The sequence below is a fragment of the Paracoccus methylovorus genome (genome assembly GCF_016919705.1).
Lineage (GTDB): Bacteria > Pseudomonadota > Alphaproteobacteria > Rhodobacterales > Rhodobacteraceae > Paracoccus > Paracoccus methylovorus.
Map to the genome: position 1 here is coordinate 1,090,999 of NZ_CP070368.1, position 16,973 is coordinate 1,107,971.

Annotated in this window: 15 protein-coding genes; 7 read left to right on the forward strand and 8 right to left on the reverse strand. The window is 63.9% G+C overall.

Annotation, left to right across the window (positions count from 1 at the left end; genetic code table 11):
- Window positions 1-96: 96 nt before the first annotated feature.
- From cobS to cobU, 3 genes are read right to left on the reverse strand one after another with little or no spacing between them, the layout of a single operon-like run.
- Window positions 97-864, reverse strand: a complete 768-nt coding sequence (cobS, locus tag JWJ88_RS05465; RefSeq protein ID WP_205293131.1) for an adenosylcobinamide-GDP ribazoletransferase — start codon at window positions 862-864, stop codon at window positions 97-99.
- The gene (gene cobT, locus JWJ88_RS05470; protein WP_205293132.1) at window positions 857-1,813 is read right to left on the reverse strand and encodes a nicotinate-nucleotide--dimethylbenzimidazole phosphoribosyltransferase; all 957 of its coding nucleotides are present in this window, start codon (window positions 1,811-1,813) and stop codon (window positions 857-859) included. Before cobT ends, cobS begins: the two co-directional genes overlap by 8 nt.
- Before the next feature lie 10 nt (window positions 1,814-1,823).
- Entirely contained in the window at window positions 1,824-2,339 is a 516-nt protein-coding gene (gene cobU, locus JWJ88_RS05475; RefSeq protein WP_205293133.1) for a bifunctional adenosylcobinamide kinase/adenosylcobinamide-phosphate guanylyltransferase, read from the reverse strand.
- A 131-nt stretch (window positions 2,340-2,470) separates the two neighbouring features.
- On the opposite strand from cobU, the gene JWJ88_RS05480 reads away from it, so the two are divergent.
- The 6 genes from JWJ88_RS05480 to JWJ88_RS05505 all read left to right on the forward strand — a co-directional run bounded on the left by JWJ88_RS05480 (window position 2,471) and on the right by JWJ88_RS05505 (window position 8,597).
- On the forward strand, window positions 2,471-4,075 hold the full coding sequence (locus JWJ88_RS05480; RefSeq protein WP_205293134.1) for a peptide ABC transporter substrate-binding protein: 1,605 nt from the start codon (window positions 2,471-2,473) through the stop codon (window positions 4,073-4,075).
- A 70-nt stretch (window positions 4,076-4,145) separates the two neighbouring features.
- The gene (gene oppB, locus JWJ88_RS05485; protein WP_205293135.1) at window positions 4,146-5,063 is read left to right on the forward strand and encodes an oligopeptide ABC transporter permease OppB; all 918 of its coding nucleotides are present in this window, start codon (window positions 4,146-4,148) and stop codon (window positions 5,061-5,063) included.
- Window positions 5,064-5,066: 3 nt separating this feature from the next.
- On the forward strand, window positions 5,067-5,990 hold the full coding sequence (locus JWJ88_RS05490) for an ABC transporter permease subunit (RefSeq protein WP_205293136.1): 924 nt from the start codon (window positions 5,067-5,069) through the stop codon (window positions 5,988-5,990).
- A 1-nt stretch (window position 5,991) separates the two neighbouring features.
- Window positions 5,992-7,059: an oligopeptide/dipeptide ABC transporter ATP-binding protein gene (locus JWJ88_RS05495; RefSeq protein ID WP_205293137.1), complete on the forward strand. Its 1,068-nt coding sequence runs from the start codon at window positions 5,992-5,994 to the stop codon at window positions 7,057-7,059.
- A complete protein-coding gene (locus JWJ88_RS05500) occupies window positions 7,056-8,069 on the forward strand; it encodes an ABC transporter ATP-binding protein (protein WP_205293138.1) in 1,014 nt (337 codons plus the stop codon). The genes JWJ88_RS05495 and JWJ88_RS05500 overlap by 4 nt, the downstream gene beginning before the upstream one ends.
- Before the next feature lie 42 nt (window positions 8,070-8,111).
- The gene (locus JWJ88_RS05505) at window positions 8,112-8,597 is read left to right on the forward strand and encodes a HugZ family pyridoxamine 5'-phosphate oxidase (protein ID WP_205293139.1); all 486 of its coding nucleotides are present in this window, start codon (window positions 8,112-8,114) and stop codon (window positions 8,595-8,597) included.
- Between the two features lie 36 nt (window positions 8,598-8,633).
- Here the strand turns inward: JWJ88_RS05505 and JWJ88_RS05510 are convergent, their stop codons facing one another.
- Together JWJ88_RS05510 and JWJ88_RS05515 are read right to left on the reverse strand one after the other, a co-directional pair.
- On the reverse strand, window positions 8,634-10,928 hold the full coding sequence (locus tag JWJ88_RS05510) for a glycosyl hydrolase family 28-related protein (RefSeq protein ID WP_205293140.1): 2,295 nt from the start codon (window positions 10,926-10,928) through the stop codon (window positions 8,634-8,636).
- A gap of 139 nt (window positions 10,929-11,067) precedes the next feature.
- Window positions 11,068-12,657: a lysine--tRNA ligase gene (locus JWJ88_RS05515; protein ID WP_205293141.1), complete on the reverse strand. Its 1,590-nt coding sequence runs from the start codon at window positions 12,655-12,657 to the stop codon at window positions 11,068-11,070.
- Between the two features lie 91 nt (window positions 12,658-12,748).
- On the opposite strand from JWJ88_RS05515, the gene JWJ88_RS05520 reads away from it, so the two are divergent.
- Window positions 12,749-13,171 (forward strand): tellurite resistance TerB family protein, encoded by a 423-nt coding sequence (locus JWJ88_RS05520; protein WP_205293142.1) that lies wholly within the window; start codon window positions 12,749-12,751, stop codon window positions 13,169-13,171.
- Here the strand turns inward: JWJ88_RS05520 and JWJ88_RS05525 are convergent.
- The 3 genes from JWJ88_RS05525 to JWJ88_RS05535 are packed head-to-tail and all read right to left on the reverse strand — an operon-like array spanning window position 13,168 to window position 16,913.
- Window positions 13,168-14,628: a D-alanyl-D-alanine carboxypeptidase/D-alanyl-D-alanine-endopeptidase gene (locus JWJ88_RS05525; RefSeq protein WP_205293143.1), complete on the reverse strand. Its 1,461-nt coding sequence runs from the start codon at window positions 14,626-14,628 to the stop codon at window positions 13,168-13,170. The genes JWJ88_RS05520 and JWJ88_RS05525 overlap by 4 nt on opposite strands.
- Window positions 14,625-15,242 carry a nicotinate-nucleotide adenylyltransferase gene (locus JWJ88_RS05530; RefSeq protein ID WP_205293144.1) on the reverse strand — a complete coding sequence of 206 codons (618 nt, stop codon included), beginning with the start codon at window positions 15,240-15,242 and terminating at the stop codon, window positions 14,625-14,627. The genes JWJ88_RS05525 and JWJ88_RS05530 overlap by 4 nt, the downstream gene beginning before the upstream one ends.
- A 3-nt stretch (window positions 15,243-15,245) precedes the next feature.
- Window positions 15,246-16,913, reverse strand: coding sequence for a formate--tetrahydrofolate ligase (locus tag JWJ88_RS05535; protein ID WP_205293145.1), 1,668 nt, complete (start codon window positions 16,911-16,913; stop codon window positions 15,246-15,248).
- Between the last annotated feature and the right edge of the window lie 60 nt (window positions 16,914-16,973).

Here is a 16,973-nt window from a genome sequence, read left to right on the forward strand (position 1 = left end):
GGAGAGCAGCAGGTAGTCTCGACCTCTTCATGTAGGCGCTGGGTATGGGTGAACCGCCAGAACGCGTCAAGAAGAACGCGACGCGACGTAACGACCCTAGGCAAGCGCCGTCAGGACCACCAAACCCGCGACCTCGCCCACCTGCTGCATGGCGCCCAGCACGTCGCCGGTCTGGCCGCCAAGCGTCCGCAGGGCACGGCGGGCAAGCCAGATCTGCGCCAAAGCCACAGCCAGCAGAAGCGCCAGCCAGACCGCGACCGGCTGCGACAGGAACAGCGCGGGCCACAGCAAAACGGCCGCTCCAAAAAACAACGCAACCGCAGTCGTGCCGCGCGTCGGCCGTCCAGCCGCGCGGCCCAGGCCATCAGGCCGCGCCGGCGCCATGAATCCCAGCCCCGCCGCCATACCCGCGCGAGAAGCCGCCGCCAGCCCGATCACGGCAGCCACCGCCAGCCATGGATCGTCGAAAAGCGCGGCGATGGTTGCCACGCGCAACCCGACGATCAGGATCAGCGCCAGCACACCATAGCTGCCGATGCGGGAATCGCGCATGATCTCCAGCCGGCGTTCGCGCGTGGCGCCCCCGTTGCCATCGGCGAAATCGGCCAGCCCATCCTCGTGCAATCCACCGGTGGCAAGGATCATCATGCCGACGGCCAGCAGCGCGGCAACGCTGGCAGGCAGGCCGGTCACGGAAGCCAACGCCAAAGGAAGGGCGCCGATCAACCCGACCACCAGCCCGGTCAGGGGAAAGGCCCAGACTGCTTGCGCGAGCACCGGAGGCGCGGCGGGCAAAAGCCGGCCGACAGGCAACCGGGTCAACCAGACCAGCGCCAGCACCGCCTGCGCGAGACGCTTAGCCAATCCCGGCCTCGGCAAAGGTGGCCATGCGGTTGTGGCATTCCAGCGCCGCCCGCAGGATGAGCAGCGCCACCGCCGCGCCCGAACCCTCGCCCAGCCGCATATCCAGCGTGACCACCGGCTCTTTTTTCATCACCGCGATCAGGCGGCGATGGCCCGGCTCGGCGCTTTGATGGCCGATCAGGCAATGATCCAGCGCGTTGGGGTCATTTACCAGCAGCACCCCCGCCGCAGCCGAGCAGATGAACCCATCCAGGATCACCGGAATCCCCAGCTCGCGCGCCCGGATCACCGCGCCGCAGATCGCGGCCTGTTCGCGCCCACCATAGGAGCCAAGGATCGAGGCCGCCGTGGCCGCCCCCTTGTGCCGCTTGAGCCCGGCATCGACAGCGCGCAGCTTGTTGGCCATAATTTCGTCCACAGCGCCCGTGCCGGGGCCGACCCAATCCTGGGCCGTGCCGCCAAAGGTTGCCGCCGCCAGCACCGCCGCGACGGTGGAATTGCCGATCCCCATCTCGCCCAGCAGGATGACATCGGCCTCTGGGTCCACGGCGTCATTGCCTGTCTGGATGGCCGCGACCAGCTCGTCGACCTCCATCGCCATGCCTTGGGTGAAATCCCCGGTCGGCCGGTCCAGATCCAACGCGATTACCTGCAGATCGGCCCCGGCGAGCCGACAAAGCTGGTTGATCGCCGCGCCGCCCTGGCGGAAGTTCTCGACCATCTGGGCCGTGACCTCGACCGGAAAGGGGTTGACGCCCTGCCGGGTGATGCCGTGATTGCCGGCAAAAATCAGGGCTTGGGCACGGTTGATCTGCGGGCGCTCGCGGCCCTGCCAGCCGGCCATGAACACCGCCAGCTCTTCCAACCGGCCAAGCGATCCGGGGGGCTTGGTCAGTTGATCCTGACGGTTGCGGGCGGCGGTGGCGGCGGTTTGATCGAACTCTTTCACGATGTCCCTCTTATGGTTTCAGGCGCAGGGGCAGGCCGCTGACGGCCATCCAGACCTCGTCCGCGGCCCCGGCTACCGCCTGGTTCATCCAGCCATGCTCGTCCCGGAAGCGGCGGGCAAGCGCATTTTCGGGCACGATGCCCAACCCCAGTTCATTCGTCACCAGAACGACCGGGCTTTTCTGCGCGGTCAGCATCTGACACAGCGCGCGGATCAGGGGGGCGGGTTCAGCCACTGCCATGACATTCGACAGCCACAAGGTCAGGCAATCGACCAGCCGCACACCTTGCCCGTCGGTGCGCGACAATGCCCCGGCAAGATCAAGCGGCTCTTCGACCGTCTGCCAGCCGGCGCCGCGGCGGTCGCGGTGCAGGCCAATGCGCTGCGTCATTTCGTCATCCCACGCCTGGGCGGTAGCGATATAGATCCGCGGGTCCTGATGGCGGGCGACAATGGATTCGGCCAATGCGGACTTGCCCGAACGGGCGCCGCCGGTGACCATGATGATGCGCGGATCGGTGCTCATGATGGTCTTGTTTCACATGGGCGGGCGCTGCGAAAGCCGGAAATCGCGCTTGCTGTCTTACAGGTTTTACGCTCAATTTTAACCATTCGCGCGGACCAGGCTCCGCGACGCGAAACATCAAAGAGGTGCCCATGACGCGTCTGTTCCTGACAACCGCTCTGGTCGCGGGGATTGCCCTGCCGGCGCTGGCCGTTGCGCCCACAGAGGGCGAGAAACTGGCCGAGAACCAATCCTATACCTTCTGGCTGCTGGACGCGATCAAGACCGCCGATCCGCAGAAGAACACCGATGTCGAGGGTTCAGACATCATTCGCCAGCTTTTCGAAGGGCTGTTGAACGAAGATCCCAAGGGCGCACCGGTGCCGGGCGTCGCGACCTCGTTCGATGTCTCGGATGACAAGCTGACCTATACCTTCCACCTGCGCCCCGAGGCAAAGTGGTCAAACGGCGATCCGGTCACGGCGCATGATTTCGTCTATGCTTGGCGGCGCCTCGCCAATCCCGACACGGCTTCGGAATACGCGTGGTTCATGGAGTTGATGAACGTCGAGAACGCCAATGCCGTGGTCAAGGGCGAGAAAAAGCCCGAGGAACTGGGCGTTACAGCCACCGACGACCACACGCTGCAGGTCAGGCTTTCTGCACCCACCCCCTATTTCCCCAAGATGGTCACCCATGGCTCGACCTTTCCGGTCAACCAGAAGGTCATCGAGGCCGAAGGCGACAACTGGACCCAGCCCGGCAAGCTGGTTGGCAACGGCGCCTATATCCTGAAAAGCCACGACCTTGGCGTGCAGATCAGCATGGAGAAAAATCCCGATTACTGGGACGCCGGAAATGTCGTCATGGAGCGCATTCAGGGCCTGACGGTGAACGACAACAACGTCGCGCTGACCCGCTATCAGGCGGGCGAACTTGACCGCGTGCAGATCCCGGCCGGGCAATATCCGCGCCTGAAAGAGCAACTGCCCGATCAGGCGGTCTCGATCCCCTATTCCTGCACCTATGCCTATCTGATGAATGTCAGCGAGAAAGGCCCCGAGGCGCTGAAGGACGTGCGCGTGCGCAAGGCGCTGTCTTATGCCATGCAGCGCGACGTCGTGGTCGATCAGATCCTGCAAGGCGGCCAAAAACCGGCCTATAACTGGGTGCACTGGGCCATCGAGGGCTTCCAGATGCCTGAAATCGACTATGCGGCGTGGTCTCAGGCCGAGCGGCTGGAAAAGGCCAAGGCGCTGCTGGCCGAAGCGGGCTACGGCCCCGACAAGCCGCTGAAGCTGACGCTGCAGTACAATACCGACGAGAACCACAAGAAGATCGCCGTCGCCGCGCAGCAGTTCTACAAGCAGCTTGGCGTTGAGCTGACGCTGAACAATGTCGAATGGAAGGTGCATACCGACCGCATGCAATCGGGCGATTTCGAGCTGGCCCGCTATGCCTGGTGCGCGGATTACAACGAAGCCTCGACCTTCCTCGATTATTTCCGCAGCACGGGGATGAACTACGGCAAGTACTCCAACCCGGAATTCGACAAGCTGATGGACCAATCCAAGACCGCCGATGACCCGAACGTCCAGTATAGTGCCGCCGAAAAGATCCTGGCCGAGGACATGCCGCTGGTGCCGGTCTATCAATACTCCAAGGTCGATATGATCCGCGACGACATCAGGGGCCTTTCGACCGAAAACGTGATGAACGACTGGTACGCCAAGGACATCTATCGCATCCAGAAGTAAGCCTTGGGGGGGCGGACAACTGCGCGCCCCTTCCGTCCTGTCCGGCACCTGTCTCCTTGGGAACCTGCGCATGTTCGGCTTTATCCTGCGGCGGCTTGCGGTCGCCATTCCGACCCTGCTTTTGCTGATCGTCGTGTCGTTCCTCTTGATGCATGCCGCCCCCGGCGGGCCATTCACGCAGGAACGCCCCCTGCCGCCGCAGGTGCTGGCCAACCTGAATGCCAAATACGGCCTGGACGAGCCGCTTTGGCGTCAGATCGCCGGCTATGTCTGGGGGATCGTCGCGCATTTCGACTTTGGCCCCAGCTTCGTCTATCCCGACCGCTCCGTGAACCAGATCATCGCCGCCGGCTTTCCGGTGACGCTGACCTATGGCGGCATCGCCTTTGTCGTCGCGGTGGTGGTCGGCGTCGGTCTGGGGGCCGCCGCGGCGATCCGGCAGAATTCGTGGCTGGACTATCTTGCCGTCGGCATTTCGATCGGGGCGCAGGTGCTGCCGAATTTCGTCATGGCGCCGATTCTGGTGCTGGTCTTTACGCTGTGGCTGGGCTGGCTGCCGGGCGGGGGCTGGGGCGGCCCGATTTACTGGGTCATGCCGGTCATCGCGCTTTCGACCAGCTTCATGGCCTCCATCGCGCGCATCACCCGCAGCTCGATGCTGGAGGTGCTGGGCTCCAACCATATCCGCACCGCCCGCGCCAAGGGCCTGCCAGAGCGCAGCGTGATCCTGCGCCACGCGCTGAAGCCCGCAATGCTGCCGGTGATCAGCTACCTTGGCCCGGCTTTCGTCACCATGATCACCGGGTCTGTGGTGATAGACATGTATTTCTCGACCGGCGGCATCGGCCGCAGCTTCGTCGATTCAGCACTGAACCGCGACTATGCGGTGATGATGGGGATCACCATCCTCGTTGGGGCGTTGACCATTCTTTTCAGCCTTGTGGTCGATGTGCTTTACGCCTGGATCGATCCGAAAATCCGGTACTGAGCCATGATCGACACCCATCAGATGCAATCGCTGGCCGCACGATTTTCGGAACCCGAGGTCAGGGGCCGCAGCCCATGGGCGGATGCCCGCCGCCGCTTTCGCCGCAACAAGGCCGCCATGGCCAGCCTTGTGGTGCTGATCGCGGTTGGACTCTTCGCGGTGTTCGGCAACCAGCTTGCCGTCTGGTCGAATGAAGAGATGGATTTCGCGATCATGGGTCAGGCGGCGCAGCTTGGCGGGCCAGGCTGGTCGAACGGTCATTATTTCGGCACCGACGATCTGGGGCGCGACCTGTTCTCGCGCACGGTGCAGGGCACGCAGGTCAGCCTGATGGTCGGGCTGATCGGCGCCGGCATCGCGGTCGTGGTCGGCACGCTTTACGGCGCGACGGCCGGCTATGTCGGCGGCCGCACCGATGCCGTCATGATGCGTGCGGTCGATGTGCTGATGTCGATCCCCTATATGTTCGTGCTGATCCTGCTGCTGGTGATCTTTGGCCGCTCGATGTCGATGCTGTTTCTGGGCATCGGGCTGATTTCCTGGCTCGACATGTCCCGCATTGTGCGCGGCCAGACCCTGAGCCTGAAGAACCGCGAATTCATCGAAGCCGCCCGCGCCACCGGCGTCCCGGCATGGCGGATCGTGCTGCGCCATATCGTACCAAACCTGATGGGCGTGGTTGCGGTCTATGCCACGCTTCTGGTGCCGCTGATGATCCTGTCGGAAAGCTTCATCAGCTTTCTGGGCCTTGGCGTGCAAGAGCCGCTGACGTCTTGGGGGGCGCTGATTTCCGAAGGCGCTGGCACGATGAACTACGGCACCTTGTGGCAACTGGCTTTTCCGCTGTTCTTCTTTTGCATCACGCTGTTCGCCTTTTTCTTTGTCGGCGACGGTCTGCGCGATGCGCTCGACCCGAAGGATCGCTGATATGGCCCTGCTGGAAATCCGCGACCTGAACGTGCGCTTTGCCACCACCGACGGCGAAGTTTCGGCAGTGAACGGCATCGACCTGGACCTTTCGCGCGGGGAAACGCTGGGCATCGTGGGCGAGTCGGGCTCGGGCAAGTCGCAACTTGCCTTTTCGATCATGGGGTTGCTGGCCCGCAATGGCCGCGCCTCGGGTTCGGTCAGGTTCGATGGAACCGAGATCCTGAATGCGGCCCCAAGGTTGATGAACCAGATCCGAGCCCGCCGCATCGCCATGGTCTTTCAGGACCCGATGACCAGCCTGAACCCCTATATGCGGGTCTCGAACCAGATGGCCGAGGTCCTGATGCTGCACAAGGGACTGGGCAAGTCCGCCGCCGTGGCCGAGGCGGTGCGGATGCTCGACGCGGTGAAAATCCCCGATGCCCGCGCCCGCATCCGGCTTTATCCGCACGAGTTCTCGGGCGGGATGCGCCAGCGGGTGATGATCGCCATGGCGCTGCTGTGCCGCCCGGACCTGTTGATCGCCGATGAACCGACGACGGCGCTGGACGTGACCGTGCAGGCGCAGATCATGGAGTTGCTGGCTGACCTGCGCCGCGAATTTGGCATGGCGATGATCCTGATAACCCACGATCTGGGGGTGGTCGCAGGGGCTTGCGAGCGGGTGATGGTCATGTATGGCGGCCGGGTGATGGAGCGAGCACCGGTGGAGCCGATCTTTGCCGATCCGGCGCACCCCTATACGCAAGGACTGCTGGCAGCGATCCCGCGCGTGGACCAAAAGGGGGCAAGGCTGTCGGCCATTCCCGGCAGCCCGCCCAACATGACCAGCCCTTTGCCCGGCTGTCCCTTTGCGCCGCGTTGCGCCTATGCAATGCCGGTCTGCGAAACGCTGCCGCCGCTTGATCCCTTTGCGCCGGGGCGCGAACGCGCCTGCCATGCCGGTCTTGCGCAGGTGCGCGCCGGCCATGCGCCCCTGCCCGGGCCTGCCACCGCCGATCTGGCCGGGCTGCCCGGCGCTCCCCCGCCAGACACCGGCACAACGGGTGCAGAGATCTGGCCATGACCAACCAGCCGCTGATCCGGGCGCATGATCTGCGCGTTACGTTCGAACTGCCCGCAACGGGCACCCTGCCCTGGGCCAAGCCGCGTCTGCTGCATGCCGTGGCTGGGGTCGATTTCACCCTCATGCCCGGAGAGACCTTGGGCATCGTCGGCGAATCCGGGTCGGGCAAATCGACGCTGGCCCGTGCTCTGATCGGCCTTGTCCCGGCCACCGGTCAGGCGTTCTGGCAGGACGGGACTGATCTGATCGGCCTCACGCCGCGCAAAATGCTGAAATACCGCCGCGAAATCCAGATGGTATTTCAGGACCCGTTGGCGAGCCTCAACCCGCGCATGACCGTGGGCCAGATCATCGCCGAACCCCTGACCACCCACCACAAGGGCCTTGGCCGCGACGAGGTCAAACGTCGCGTCAAGGACATGATGGACCGCGTCGGGCTGCTGCCCAACCAGATCAATCGCTATCCGCACGAATTCTCGGGCGGGCAATGCCAGCGCATCGGCATCGCACGGGCGCTGATCGTCCAGCCGAAACTGGTGATCTGCGACGAGCCGGTCTCGGCGCTGGATGTCTCGATTCAGGCGCAGGTCATAAATCTGCTCGACGATCTGAAACGCGACCTTGGGCTTGCGCTGATCTTCATCGCCCATGATCTTTCGGTGGTAAAGCATATCAGCGACCGGGTGCTGGTGATGTATCTAGGCCGCGTCATGGAGCTGGCCGAGGCACAGGCGCTTTATGCAGGTCCGCGCCACCCCTATACGCAGGCGCTGCTTTCCGCCGTGCCGATCCCCGATCCGGCGTTGGAACGCGATAAGCGCATGATCCCCTTGCAGGGCGAATTGCCATCGCCGATGAGCCCGCCCTCGGGTTGCGTCTTCCGCACCCGTTGTTCGCGGGCACAAGGCATCTGCGCCAGCCACCGACCCGCGCTGGAGGGTGGCGGGCATCTGACCGCCTGTCATTTCCCCGGCGCGCTGCGCCCCGAAGAGTTGATGACCGGCACTTGAAGCGGGTTGTCTGCACACCCGCTCCGGGCGCAGCATTCCGCCATGAACAAGGACCCGATTCGCGAAACGACCGATGATGCCCGCGCACTGGCCCGGCAATTGCTCGAGCGCGCGCGCCATGCCAGCCTGGGTACGCTCGACCCAGAAACGGGCGCGCCTCTGGTAACCCGCATTGCCCTGCAATCCGACACCGATGGTGCGCCGCTTGCCCTGCTGTCGGGGCTTGCCACACATAGCCGTGCGTTGGCCACCGACCCGCGCGTCGGATTGCTGATCGTGGCCGAGGCTGACAAGGGCGACGCCATGACCCATGCCCGCCTGTCGATTCTTGGCCGCGCCCTGCCCGTGCAGCCGGACGACCGGCGCCGCGCTCGTTGGCTGGACCGCGATCCCAAGGCGCGGGTCTATCTGGATCTGCCGGATTTTCGCTTCTGGCGGATCGAGCCGGTCTCGGGCCTGCTGAACGCGGGTTTCGGTCAGGCATTCCGACTGCAACCCGGTGACATGCTGAAACCCCCGGCGGAATGATCCGCCGAGGGCAAAAGACCGGGGCAAGAGCGGTCTTCAGTCCGGGTTGTCCATGCGCAGGCGCAACCTGACCGAGCCGCGCACCGCTGTGCCCCAGTTCACGGCAACCTGCTGCCGCGCCGTGCCCACGGCGGCCTGCACCCAAGGCATCTCGGTGATGCGCGTATTCCCGGCATTGGTGATCTGGCTGGTCGCATGAATGGATTCGACATTGCGCACCCAGCCGTTGAACGGCAGCGCCTGATTCACCGTCAGCAGCCAGCGGTTCGAGGCGGTGGATTGCGTGTGCGACACATCCACCGGGTTGGCGACATAGGTGTTCACGCCGTTGAACATATTGCCCTGAAAGTGAATGTTGCGCATCCGCTGATAGTTCAGGCCGGCAAAGGTGGTATCCACCTTTTCGACACGGGCGATCTTGGTGAACAGCGATTTGAACACATTGCCCATTACCGACAGCCCATGGATGAAATGCCCGCTGCCATAGGGCTTGACCACCAGCCAAGTGAACCCCGACGTGGTGTTCGAGGCCAGAAAGGTGTTGCCGGTGATCGTCAGCCCGCCGAACGAGTATTCGTCCCCCTCGAAATTCGGAAAAGGGTCATGTTCGTTCGTCCATTCGATCGAGCAATTGTCGATATAGTTCCCCACAACCGTTGCCTGCACATTTGTCTGGGTCAGCACCAGCCCCCCGAAGCGGACGCCATTCTGGGCATTGTCACCCTGAAACCAGTGGTTGCCTTCGATCATGTGGCCGCCGCCGTTCATGACGGCGAAATGCGCGAAACGGTTAAAGCGGCTGTGGCGGATCTTGGTGTCGTTGTTGTTGACGTTCAGCGCGATGGTGGAACGGTTCTGGGCCAGCGCGCTCATCTCATTCGACAAGAACTCGCAGCGCTCAACCAGCATCCCCTGACAGGCCGTGCCGATCGAGGTGATGCCGCGATCCTTGGGACGGGTGAAATAGCAATCGCGAAAACAGTTCATGTTGCCGGTCTTGGCCAGCATGACGCCACTGGCATTTCCCTCGAGCACGAATTCGATATCGTCGAAGTTGAAGCGGCTGAGATGCTCCATCTCGGAAAAATCGAAAGCATAGCGATAGCGCGTAAAGGTATAGGTGCGCGTGGCAGCCCCACCGTAAAGCGGCTGCGATAAAGTCAGCGTGCCCGCCGCCACGTTCTTGGCCGTGACATAAACCTCGCGCCCGACGCCATTGCCCGAGACGCGCGCGCCGATCTCGATATTGGCGATATTCTTGACGGCAGTAAGCATTTGCGACTTCGCCGGATCATAGGTCCCGGCCGATGTCACCACCCGCGTATCCCAGGCCGTGCCCGGCACGATGCTGATCTGGCCATTGGCAATCACGCGGCGGTTGGCAAAGCTGGTCATGCCCGGAACCGCGCCGGAAATGGTGATCGGTTCGTCCAGATGCACGTTGCGTCCGCACAGATCCAGCACCGAATGATCGGTAAAGCCCAGCAGGGCCTGCAAGGCGCGTTTCATCCCCTCGGTCTCGTCGCCGAAGGCAGCGGCATAGGTGGGATAGTCAAAGCTGCGGGTCAGCGCCAGCCGGGCAGTGCGCGGCATGGTCAGCGTGCCGACAAAGCGAATGGGCGAAGAAATGTTAAGGTCCGAACCGATGTGATAGCGCCCTTCGGGCACCAGCACCTGCCGCCCCGCCGCGGCCTGATCGGCAGCGACGAATGCACCGCGATCATTGGCCACCCCGTCACCGACAGCGCCGAAATCGCGCACATCGACCCAATCCAGCATCCCCGGCACGAAGGCCGCAGTCACGTCCTCGATCACCAGGCTTTCGATGCGGATCGAGCCGTTGTTGTCGCCTGTCAGGTCCAGTCCGAAATGCCCGAAAGTGGCATTGCGTCCCCAAGGCATGTCCACGCCGTCGCGTCGTCCGGTGCCGACGATGGCACTGACCTCGACCACCTGGCCGTAACCCGGCAGCGTGACCGCAGGTCCGGTTTGCGTGACGCCGGCCACGTTGTTTCCCGCGGCATTGCCGGCGAAGGCGGCGATACGCACCTGCGGCAAGTTGCCGGCAATGGCTTTCACCCGGGTCGAGATGCGCAGATAACTGCCCGGGTTGATGGGTGTCCGCTGCATATAGCGGATCGAGGTCACGGCCGCTTGCTTGAGGATTTCCAGACAACTGCCGAAATCCTCATCCGCCGGAACGATGGCCGCGTTCGCCGCCCCTGCCCATGTCGGAGATCCCGCCCGGCCATCGGTCTGGGACCACAGATTCAGGCCCAGCCGAAAGGCCCGCGGCATCAACGACTGGGTGCCGATAATCGCAATGGTCATGCCAATTCTCTCCTAATCCAGAACATGCGGGGCGGTTGCCCGCGCGGTCCGGCAGGAATTTGGCAATCTCACGTTAACCAGTCGTTAACCATGCGCGCGCGGCAACGCGGCCGCGCGCAACCGGTTCACGGACTGCGGATCAGGCTGTTGGTTCGGAAACCAGCTCTCCGGCCAGCGCCCGTTCGATCAGCACCCGCGTCTCATCCACGCCGTAAAGCGCGATAAAGCCACCAAAGCGGGGACCCTGATCGGCGCCCAGAAGCACCTGATACAGCGTCTGGAACCAGTCCTTCATCGGCTCGAACCCATGTTCTCGGCCGATGGCAAAGACCATGGTTTGCAGGGCCTCGGCATCGGCGGGCTGGTCCCATGCGGCCAGACGACCTGCCAGATCCTCCAGGGCGCGGCGCTCGACCTCGGTAGGCGCGCGGAAGGTCCGGGTCGGAGCCACGAAGTCCGTGAAATAACGCACGGCAAACTCGGCGGCCTGATCCAGCGTCGGGTGCGTCTTGGGGCTGGCCTCGGGCGCATAGCGGCGGATAAAGCCCCACAACCCGGTCTTGTCCTTGGCCCCAGCAACCGAGGCGAGGTTCAGCAGCATCTGGAATGGTACCACCATGTCCGAGGCCGGCACATCGCCGCCATGGATATGCCAGACAGGATTGGCGAGTTGCTGCTCGGCCGTCTGGTCGGGATAGGCGCGCAACTGCTGGTGATATTCGTCCACCGCCTTGGGGATGACGTCGAAATACATCCGTTTCGCCGTCTTGGGCTTTTGGAACATGAAATAGGACAGGCTCTCGGTCGCGGCATAGGTCAGCCATTCGTCGATCGAAAGACCATTTCCCTTGGATTTGCTGATCTTCTGGCCGTGCTGGTCCAGGAACAGCTCATAGGTGAAATGTTCCGGCGCCCGCCCGCCCAGAATATTACAGATCGAATCGTAGATCGGCGTGTTGGTGGAATGATCCTTGCCGTACATCTCGAAATCCACGTCCAGCGCCGCCCAGCGAGCGCCGAAATCGGGCTTCCATTGCAGCTTCACATTGCCGCCGGTGATGGGCAGCGTCGTTTCCTCGCCCTCGTCGTCAAAGGTGATCGTGCCGTTTTTCGCATCGATATGCTTGATCGGCACATACAGCACCCGGCCCGATTTGGGGCTGATCGGCAGGAAGCAGGAATAGGTCTGCTGCCGCTCCTCGCGCAGAGAGGCCAGCATGACCTCCATGATGGCGTCGTATTTCTCGGCGGCTTTCAGCAGCGTCGCGTCGAACTGGCCCGACTTGTAGAACTCGGTCGCGCTGATGAATTCATATTCGAAACCAAAGGTATCCAGGAACCGGCGCAGCATGGCGTTATTATGGGCGCCGAAACTGTCGTATTCGCCGAACGGGTCCGGCACGGTGGTCAGCGGCTCTTGCAGATGCTGGTGCAGCATCTCGTTGTTGGGCACGTTGTCGGGCACTTTGCGCATCCCGTCCAGATCGTCCGAGAAACAGAACAACCGCGTCGGAATATCCGAGATCATCTGGAACGCCCGGCGCACCATCGTCGTGCGCGCCACCTCGCCAAAGGTGCCGATATGCGGCAGACCCGAGGGGCCGTAGCCGGTCTCGAACAGCACATAACCCTTGTCGGGGTCCTTCTTTTCATAGCGTTTCAGCACGCGGCGGGCCTCTTCAAAGGGCCAAGCCTTGGATTTCATCGCGGCATCACGCAGGGCGGTCATCGGGAGTTCTCCATTTCACAGGCCTTTCCCCGTATTGAAACGCGGACGTTTGGTCAATAATTACACCGGTAACCCGACGGAGAGAAATAGCATGACCGACAACCTGCCCTCGTTCTCGCCCTGCGACGCACTGGTTGCGGTCATGGTGGCGGTCTCGGCCTCGGACCAGAACCCCCGCACCTCGGAACTCGTCGCGATCGAGCGTGCGGTCAACCATACGCCGGTCTTTGCCTCTTACGACATCGACCGCGTCCGCGCCGTGTCCCAGACCGTGGTGACGCTGTTCGAGGAAGAGGATGGGTTGGACGCCCTGTTCGGCCTTGTGCGTCAGGCGCTGCCGGAAAAGCTGTTCGATACGGCCTATGTGCTGGCCTGCGACGTTGCGGCATCCGACGGCCGGCTGGGCGAGATCGAGGCCGAGATGCTGGCCGAGATCCGCGATCAGCTGGATATCGACCGCCTGCACTCTGCCGCCATCGAACTGGCCGCCCGCGCCCGCCATCGCGTGCTTTAAGGCGAAAGCCTTGCGCCCTGAACGGTGGCGACGGGGGCCGGCACACCGAATTCGACAAGCCAACCCTCGATCAGCGCCTGCTGCAACGCTTTCGCGCGTTTGGTCCAGCCCATCACCCCCTCGGGCAGTTCCTGGCCTTCGCTTGCGGCGCGGCGTGCCTCGTCGGCCGCAAGGATGGCAAAGGCCAGTTCCCGCCCATCCGGAGCCTGCGCATAACCCGCCAGGTTCGAGACGAAGTTCAGCGTGCCGGTCTTGGCCTCGATGCGAATATCGCTGTCCTTGCGCTTGCCGCGCGCATCCCTGAGCGCAATCAGCTTCATCAACCCACGCAGATCGCGCACCCGCCCCGGTCCTGCCATCAGCGCGGCCAGAGTCCCGGCGCTGATCCGGTTTTGCGGCGACAGGCCGGAATGGTCGTGAAAGACGAAATCCCCGGCGATTCCCTGTTCGCGCAGCCATTCGGCCATGACAGCCGCCGAAGCCGCCACATCGCCCGATCCGCTTGCGGCCAACCCGATCACCTCGGCTGTCAGGTTGGTCGAATACTCCATCATGTCCTGCACGATCTGGCGCAGGGGCGGGCTGTCGTGCCGGGCAATCTCGGCCCCTTCGGGCAATATCTCGATTACCTCTGGATTTGGCAGCGCCAGACCGCGGGCGCGGCACAGCGTCTGGAAAACGTCACCGGCGTAAAGTTCGGGACGGCGGACAGGCAGCCAGCGGCTGCCCGATTTGCCAAGGCTGCTGCGCGCAATGGTCCAGTTTTCCAGTTTGCCCGCCTCATAGGTGAACAGCGGCAGCCCCCGGTTCACCGCCGCAACAGAGGCGGTATAGGCACGCGGCGACAGTTTGCGACCCCGCGCCTGCAAGGACAGTTGGTATCCCTTGTCGCCCTGCCGCCAATCCAGATGCACCCGGTTGAAGTTCAGGATCATCCCCGAGATCGAGGGGTTATAGGGCAAATGCTCATCCTGCGCCGGGTCCAGCCGATCGATGCGCGGCAGCGCCCCACCCCAGACGGCAAAGGCGGTCGGCGCGGGACGGCCTGCGGCCAGTTCATCTGCCACCGCAGCGGCGGCCAGTTCGTCCAGCGCGTCCGTGTCCAGCACCGGATCGCCGCCGCCCGCCAAGATCAGCGTATTGCCGGCCCGGATGACCCGGGTGGTAAAACGATGCCCTTCGCCCAGCCGGTCCAGCGCATAAAGCGCCGTCACCGATTTCAGCGTGCTGGCCGGGGCCATCGCCCGCTGGCCCTGCCGCTGGGCCAGTACCTGACCCGTGGCCGGGTCGATCACCGCGAAACCCACCTCGCCGCCAAGCGCCGCGCCCGCGATCAAGGCTTCGACGTCAAAACCCGAGGGGCGCGCGGCGGGCCTTTGCTGGGCAGCCGTCATGCGGGGGGCCAGCGCCAACAGCCCCAGTCCCGCCACAAAACCGCGCCGCGTCAATCCGTTCATGAGCGTCCCTTCTCGTCGCCCTGCCCCGCCCCCGCGCGGATCGCGCTGGAGCTCAGCTTGTTCAGCGGCAGGTTTATCATTACCCAGGCCGGAGGCATAGCGCGCGCCAGCCGCCGCGCCTGCGTCTCGGGCAGACGGGCGCGCCACAGCATCCGCGCCGCACGCGAAAACCGCGCCGGCATCTGCCAGCCGGGACGCGCGATCACGCCGATCGGCACACGGGCGGCGATGTCCTGCCAACGGTCCCAGCGGTCGAACTGCACCAGATTGTCCGCCCCCATCAGCCAGACAAAATGCACGCCGGGGTAAAGCCGTTGCAGCGCCACAAGGGTGTCGCGGGTCATGCGGGTGCCCAGCCCCGCCTCGATCCCGGTGATCTCGACCCGGGGATTGCGCATGATCCGCCGGGCGCGGGCGATACGTTCGGCCAGCGGCGCCGGGCCATGCGGCTTTAGCGGGTTGCCGGGGCTGACCAGCCACCAGATGCGGTCAAGCCCAAAGCGGCGCAACGCCTCTTCGGTGATCTGCACATGGCCTTCATGCGCGGGGTCGAAGGAACCGCCCAAAAGGCCGACCGTCATGCCCGGCCGCGCGATGGGAAACCCTGCGCGCATCAATCAGAACAGGCCCTGGACATGCCCGTCAGCATCCAGCCCCACGCGCAGCGCCGCAGGATCGCGCGGCAGGCCCGGCATCGTCATGATGTCGCCGCAGATCGCCACCACGAACCCCGCGCCGGCCGCCAGTCGAACCTCGCGCACGGGAATGGTAAAGCCCTCAGGCGCGCCAAGTGCCGCCGGATTGGCGGAAAAGGAATATTGCGTCTTGGCCATGCAGACCGGCAAATGGCCGTATCCGGCGGCCTGCCACTCGTTCAGCCGTTCAAGGATATGCGGCAGGAACTCGACCTGATCGGCGCGATAGATGCGGCGACAGATGGTTTCGATCTTTTCGGCCAGCGGCATTTCGTCGGGATAGAGCGGCGTAAAATCCCCACCTCCCTCGGTAAGTGCGACCACGGCATGGGCCAGTTCCTCGGCGCCCCGGCCGCCCTCGGCCCAATGGCGGCACAGCACCGCCTGAACGCCATGTTCGCGGCAGTAATCGGAAAGCGCGGCGATCTCGGCATCGCTGTCCCCCGAGAAATGGTTGATCGCCACCACCACCGGCAGGCCAAAACTGCGCATATTCTCGATATGGCGGCCCAGATTGGCACAGCCCGCCTGCAATGCCGCGACATTTTCCGCCGCAAGATCGGCGCGCGCGACGCCGCCGTTCATCTTCAGCGCCCGCACCGTGGCCACCAGCACGGCGGCGTCGGGCTGCAGGCCGGCCAACCGGCATTTGATGTTGAGGAATTTCTCGGCCCCCAGATCCGCACCGAAACCGGCCTCGGTCACCACGTAATCCGACAGCGCCAAAGCCGTGCGTGTGGCCATGACCGAGTTGCAGCCATGCGCGATATTGGCGAAAGGCCCGCCGTGGACCAGCGCCGGGTTGTTTTCCAGCGTCTGCACCAGATTGGGCTGCAAGGCATCGCGCAGCAGCACGGTCATCGCACCCTCGGCCCCCAGATCATGCGCGGTCACCGGCTTGCGGTCAAAGGTCTGGCCGATGACGATACGTCCCAGCCGCGCCTGCAAATCGGCCAGATCCGAGGCCAGACACAGGATCGCCATCACCTCGGAGGCGACGGTGATGTCAAAGCCGCATTCGCGCGGCACCCCGTTTGCCGGACCGCCAAGCGCCACCACAACCTGACGCAACACCCGGTCGTTCATGTCCATGACCCGCCGCCATGTCACCCGACGCGGGTCGATACGCAGCGCATTGCCCCAATGGATATGGTTGTCGATCATCGCCGCCAGCAGGTTGTGCGCGCTGGTCACGGCATGGAAATCGCCGGTGAAATGCAGGTTCATGTCCTCCATCGGCACGATCTGCGCGTAACCGCCGCCCGCGGCCCCGCCCTTCATGCCGAAATTCGGACCCAAGGATGCCTCGCGGATGCAGACGGTGGCCTGCTTGCCGATCCGGTTCAGTGCGTCGCCCAGACCGACCGTGGTGGTGGTCTTGCCCTCGCCCGCCGGGGTGGGGTTGATCGCGGTGACCAGGATCAGCCGGCCCTGTGGACGCCCGGCAATACCCGCAATGACCTCATGCGCGATCTTGGCCTTGTCATGGCCATAGGGCAGGAAATCGGCCTCGCCCAACCCCAGCCGGGCTGCAATCTGCGCGATGGGCAGCTTTTCCGCCTCGCGGGCGATCTGGATATCCGATTTCATGATCTCTCCTCGACTTGCGGGGGATAGTTGAGCGTTTTGCGCCGGGCGGGGCAACCCTGC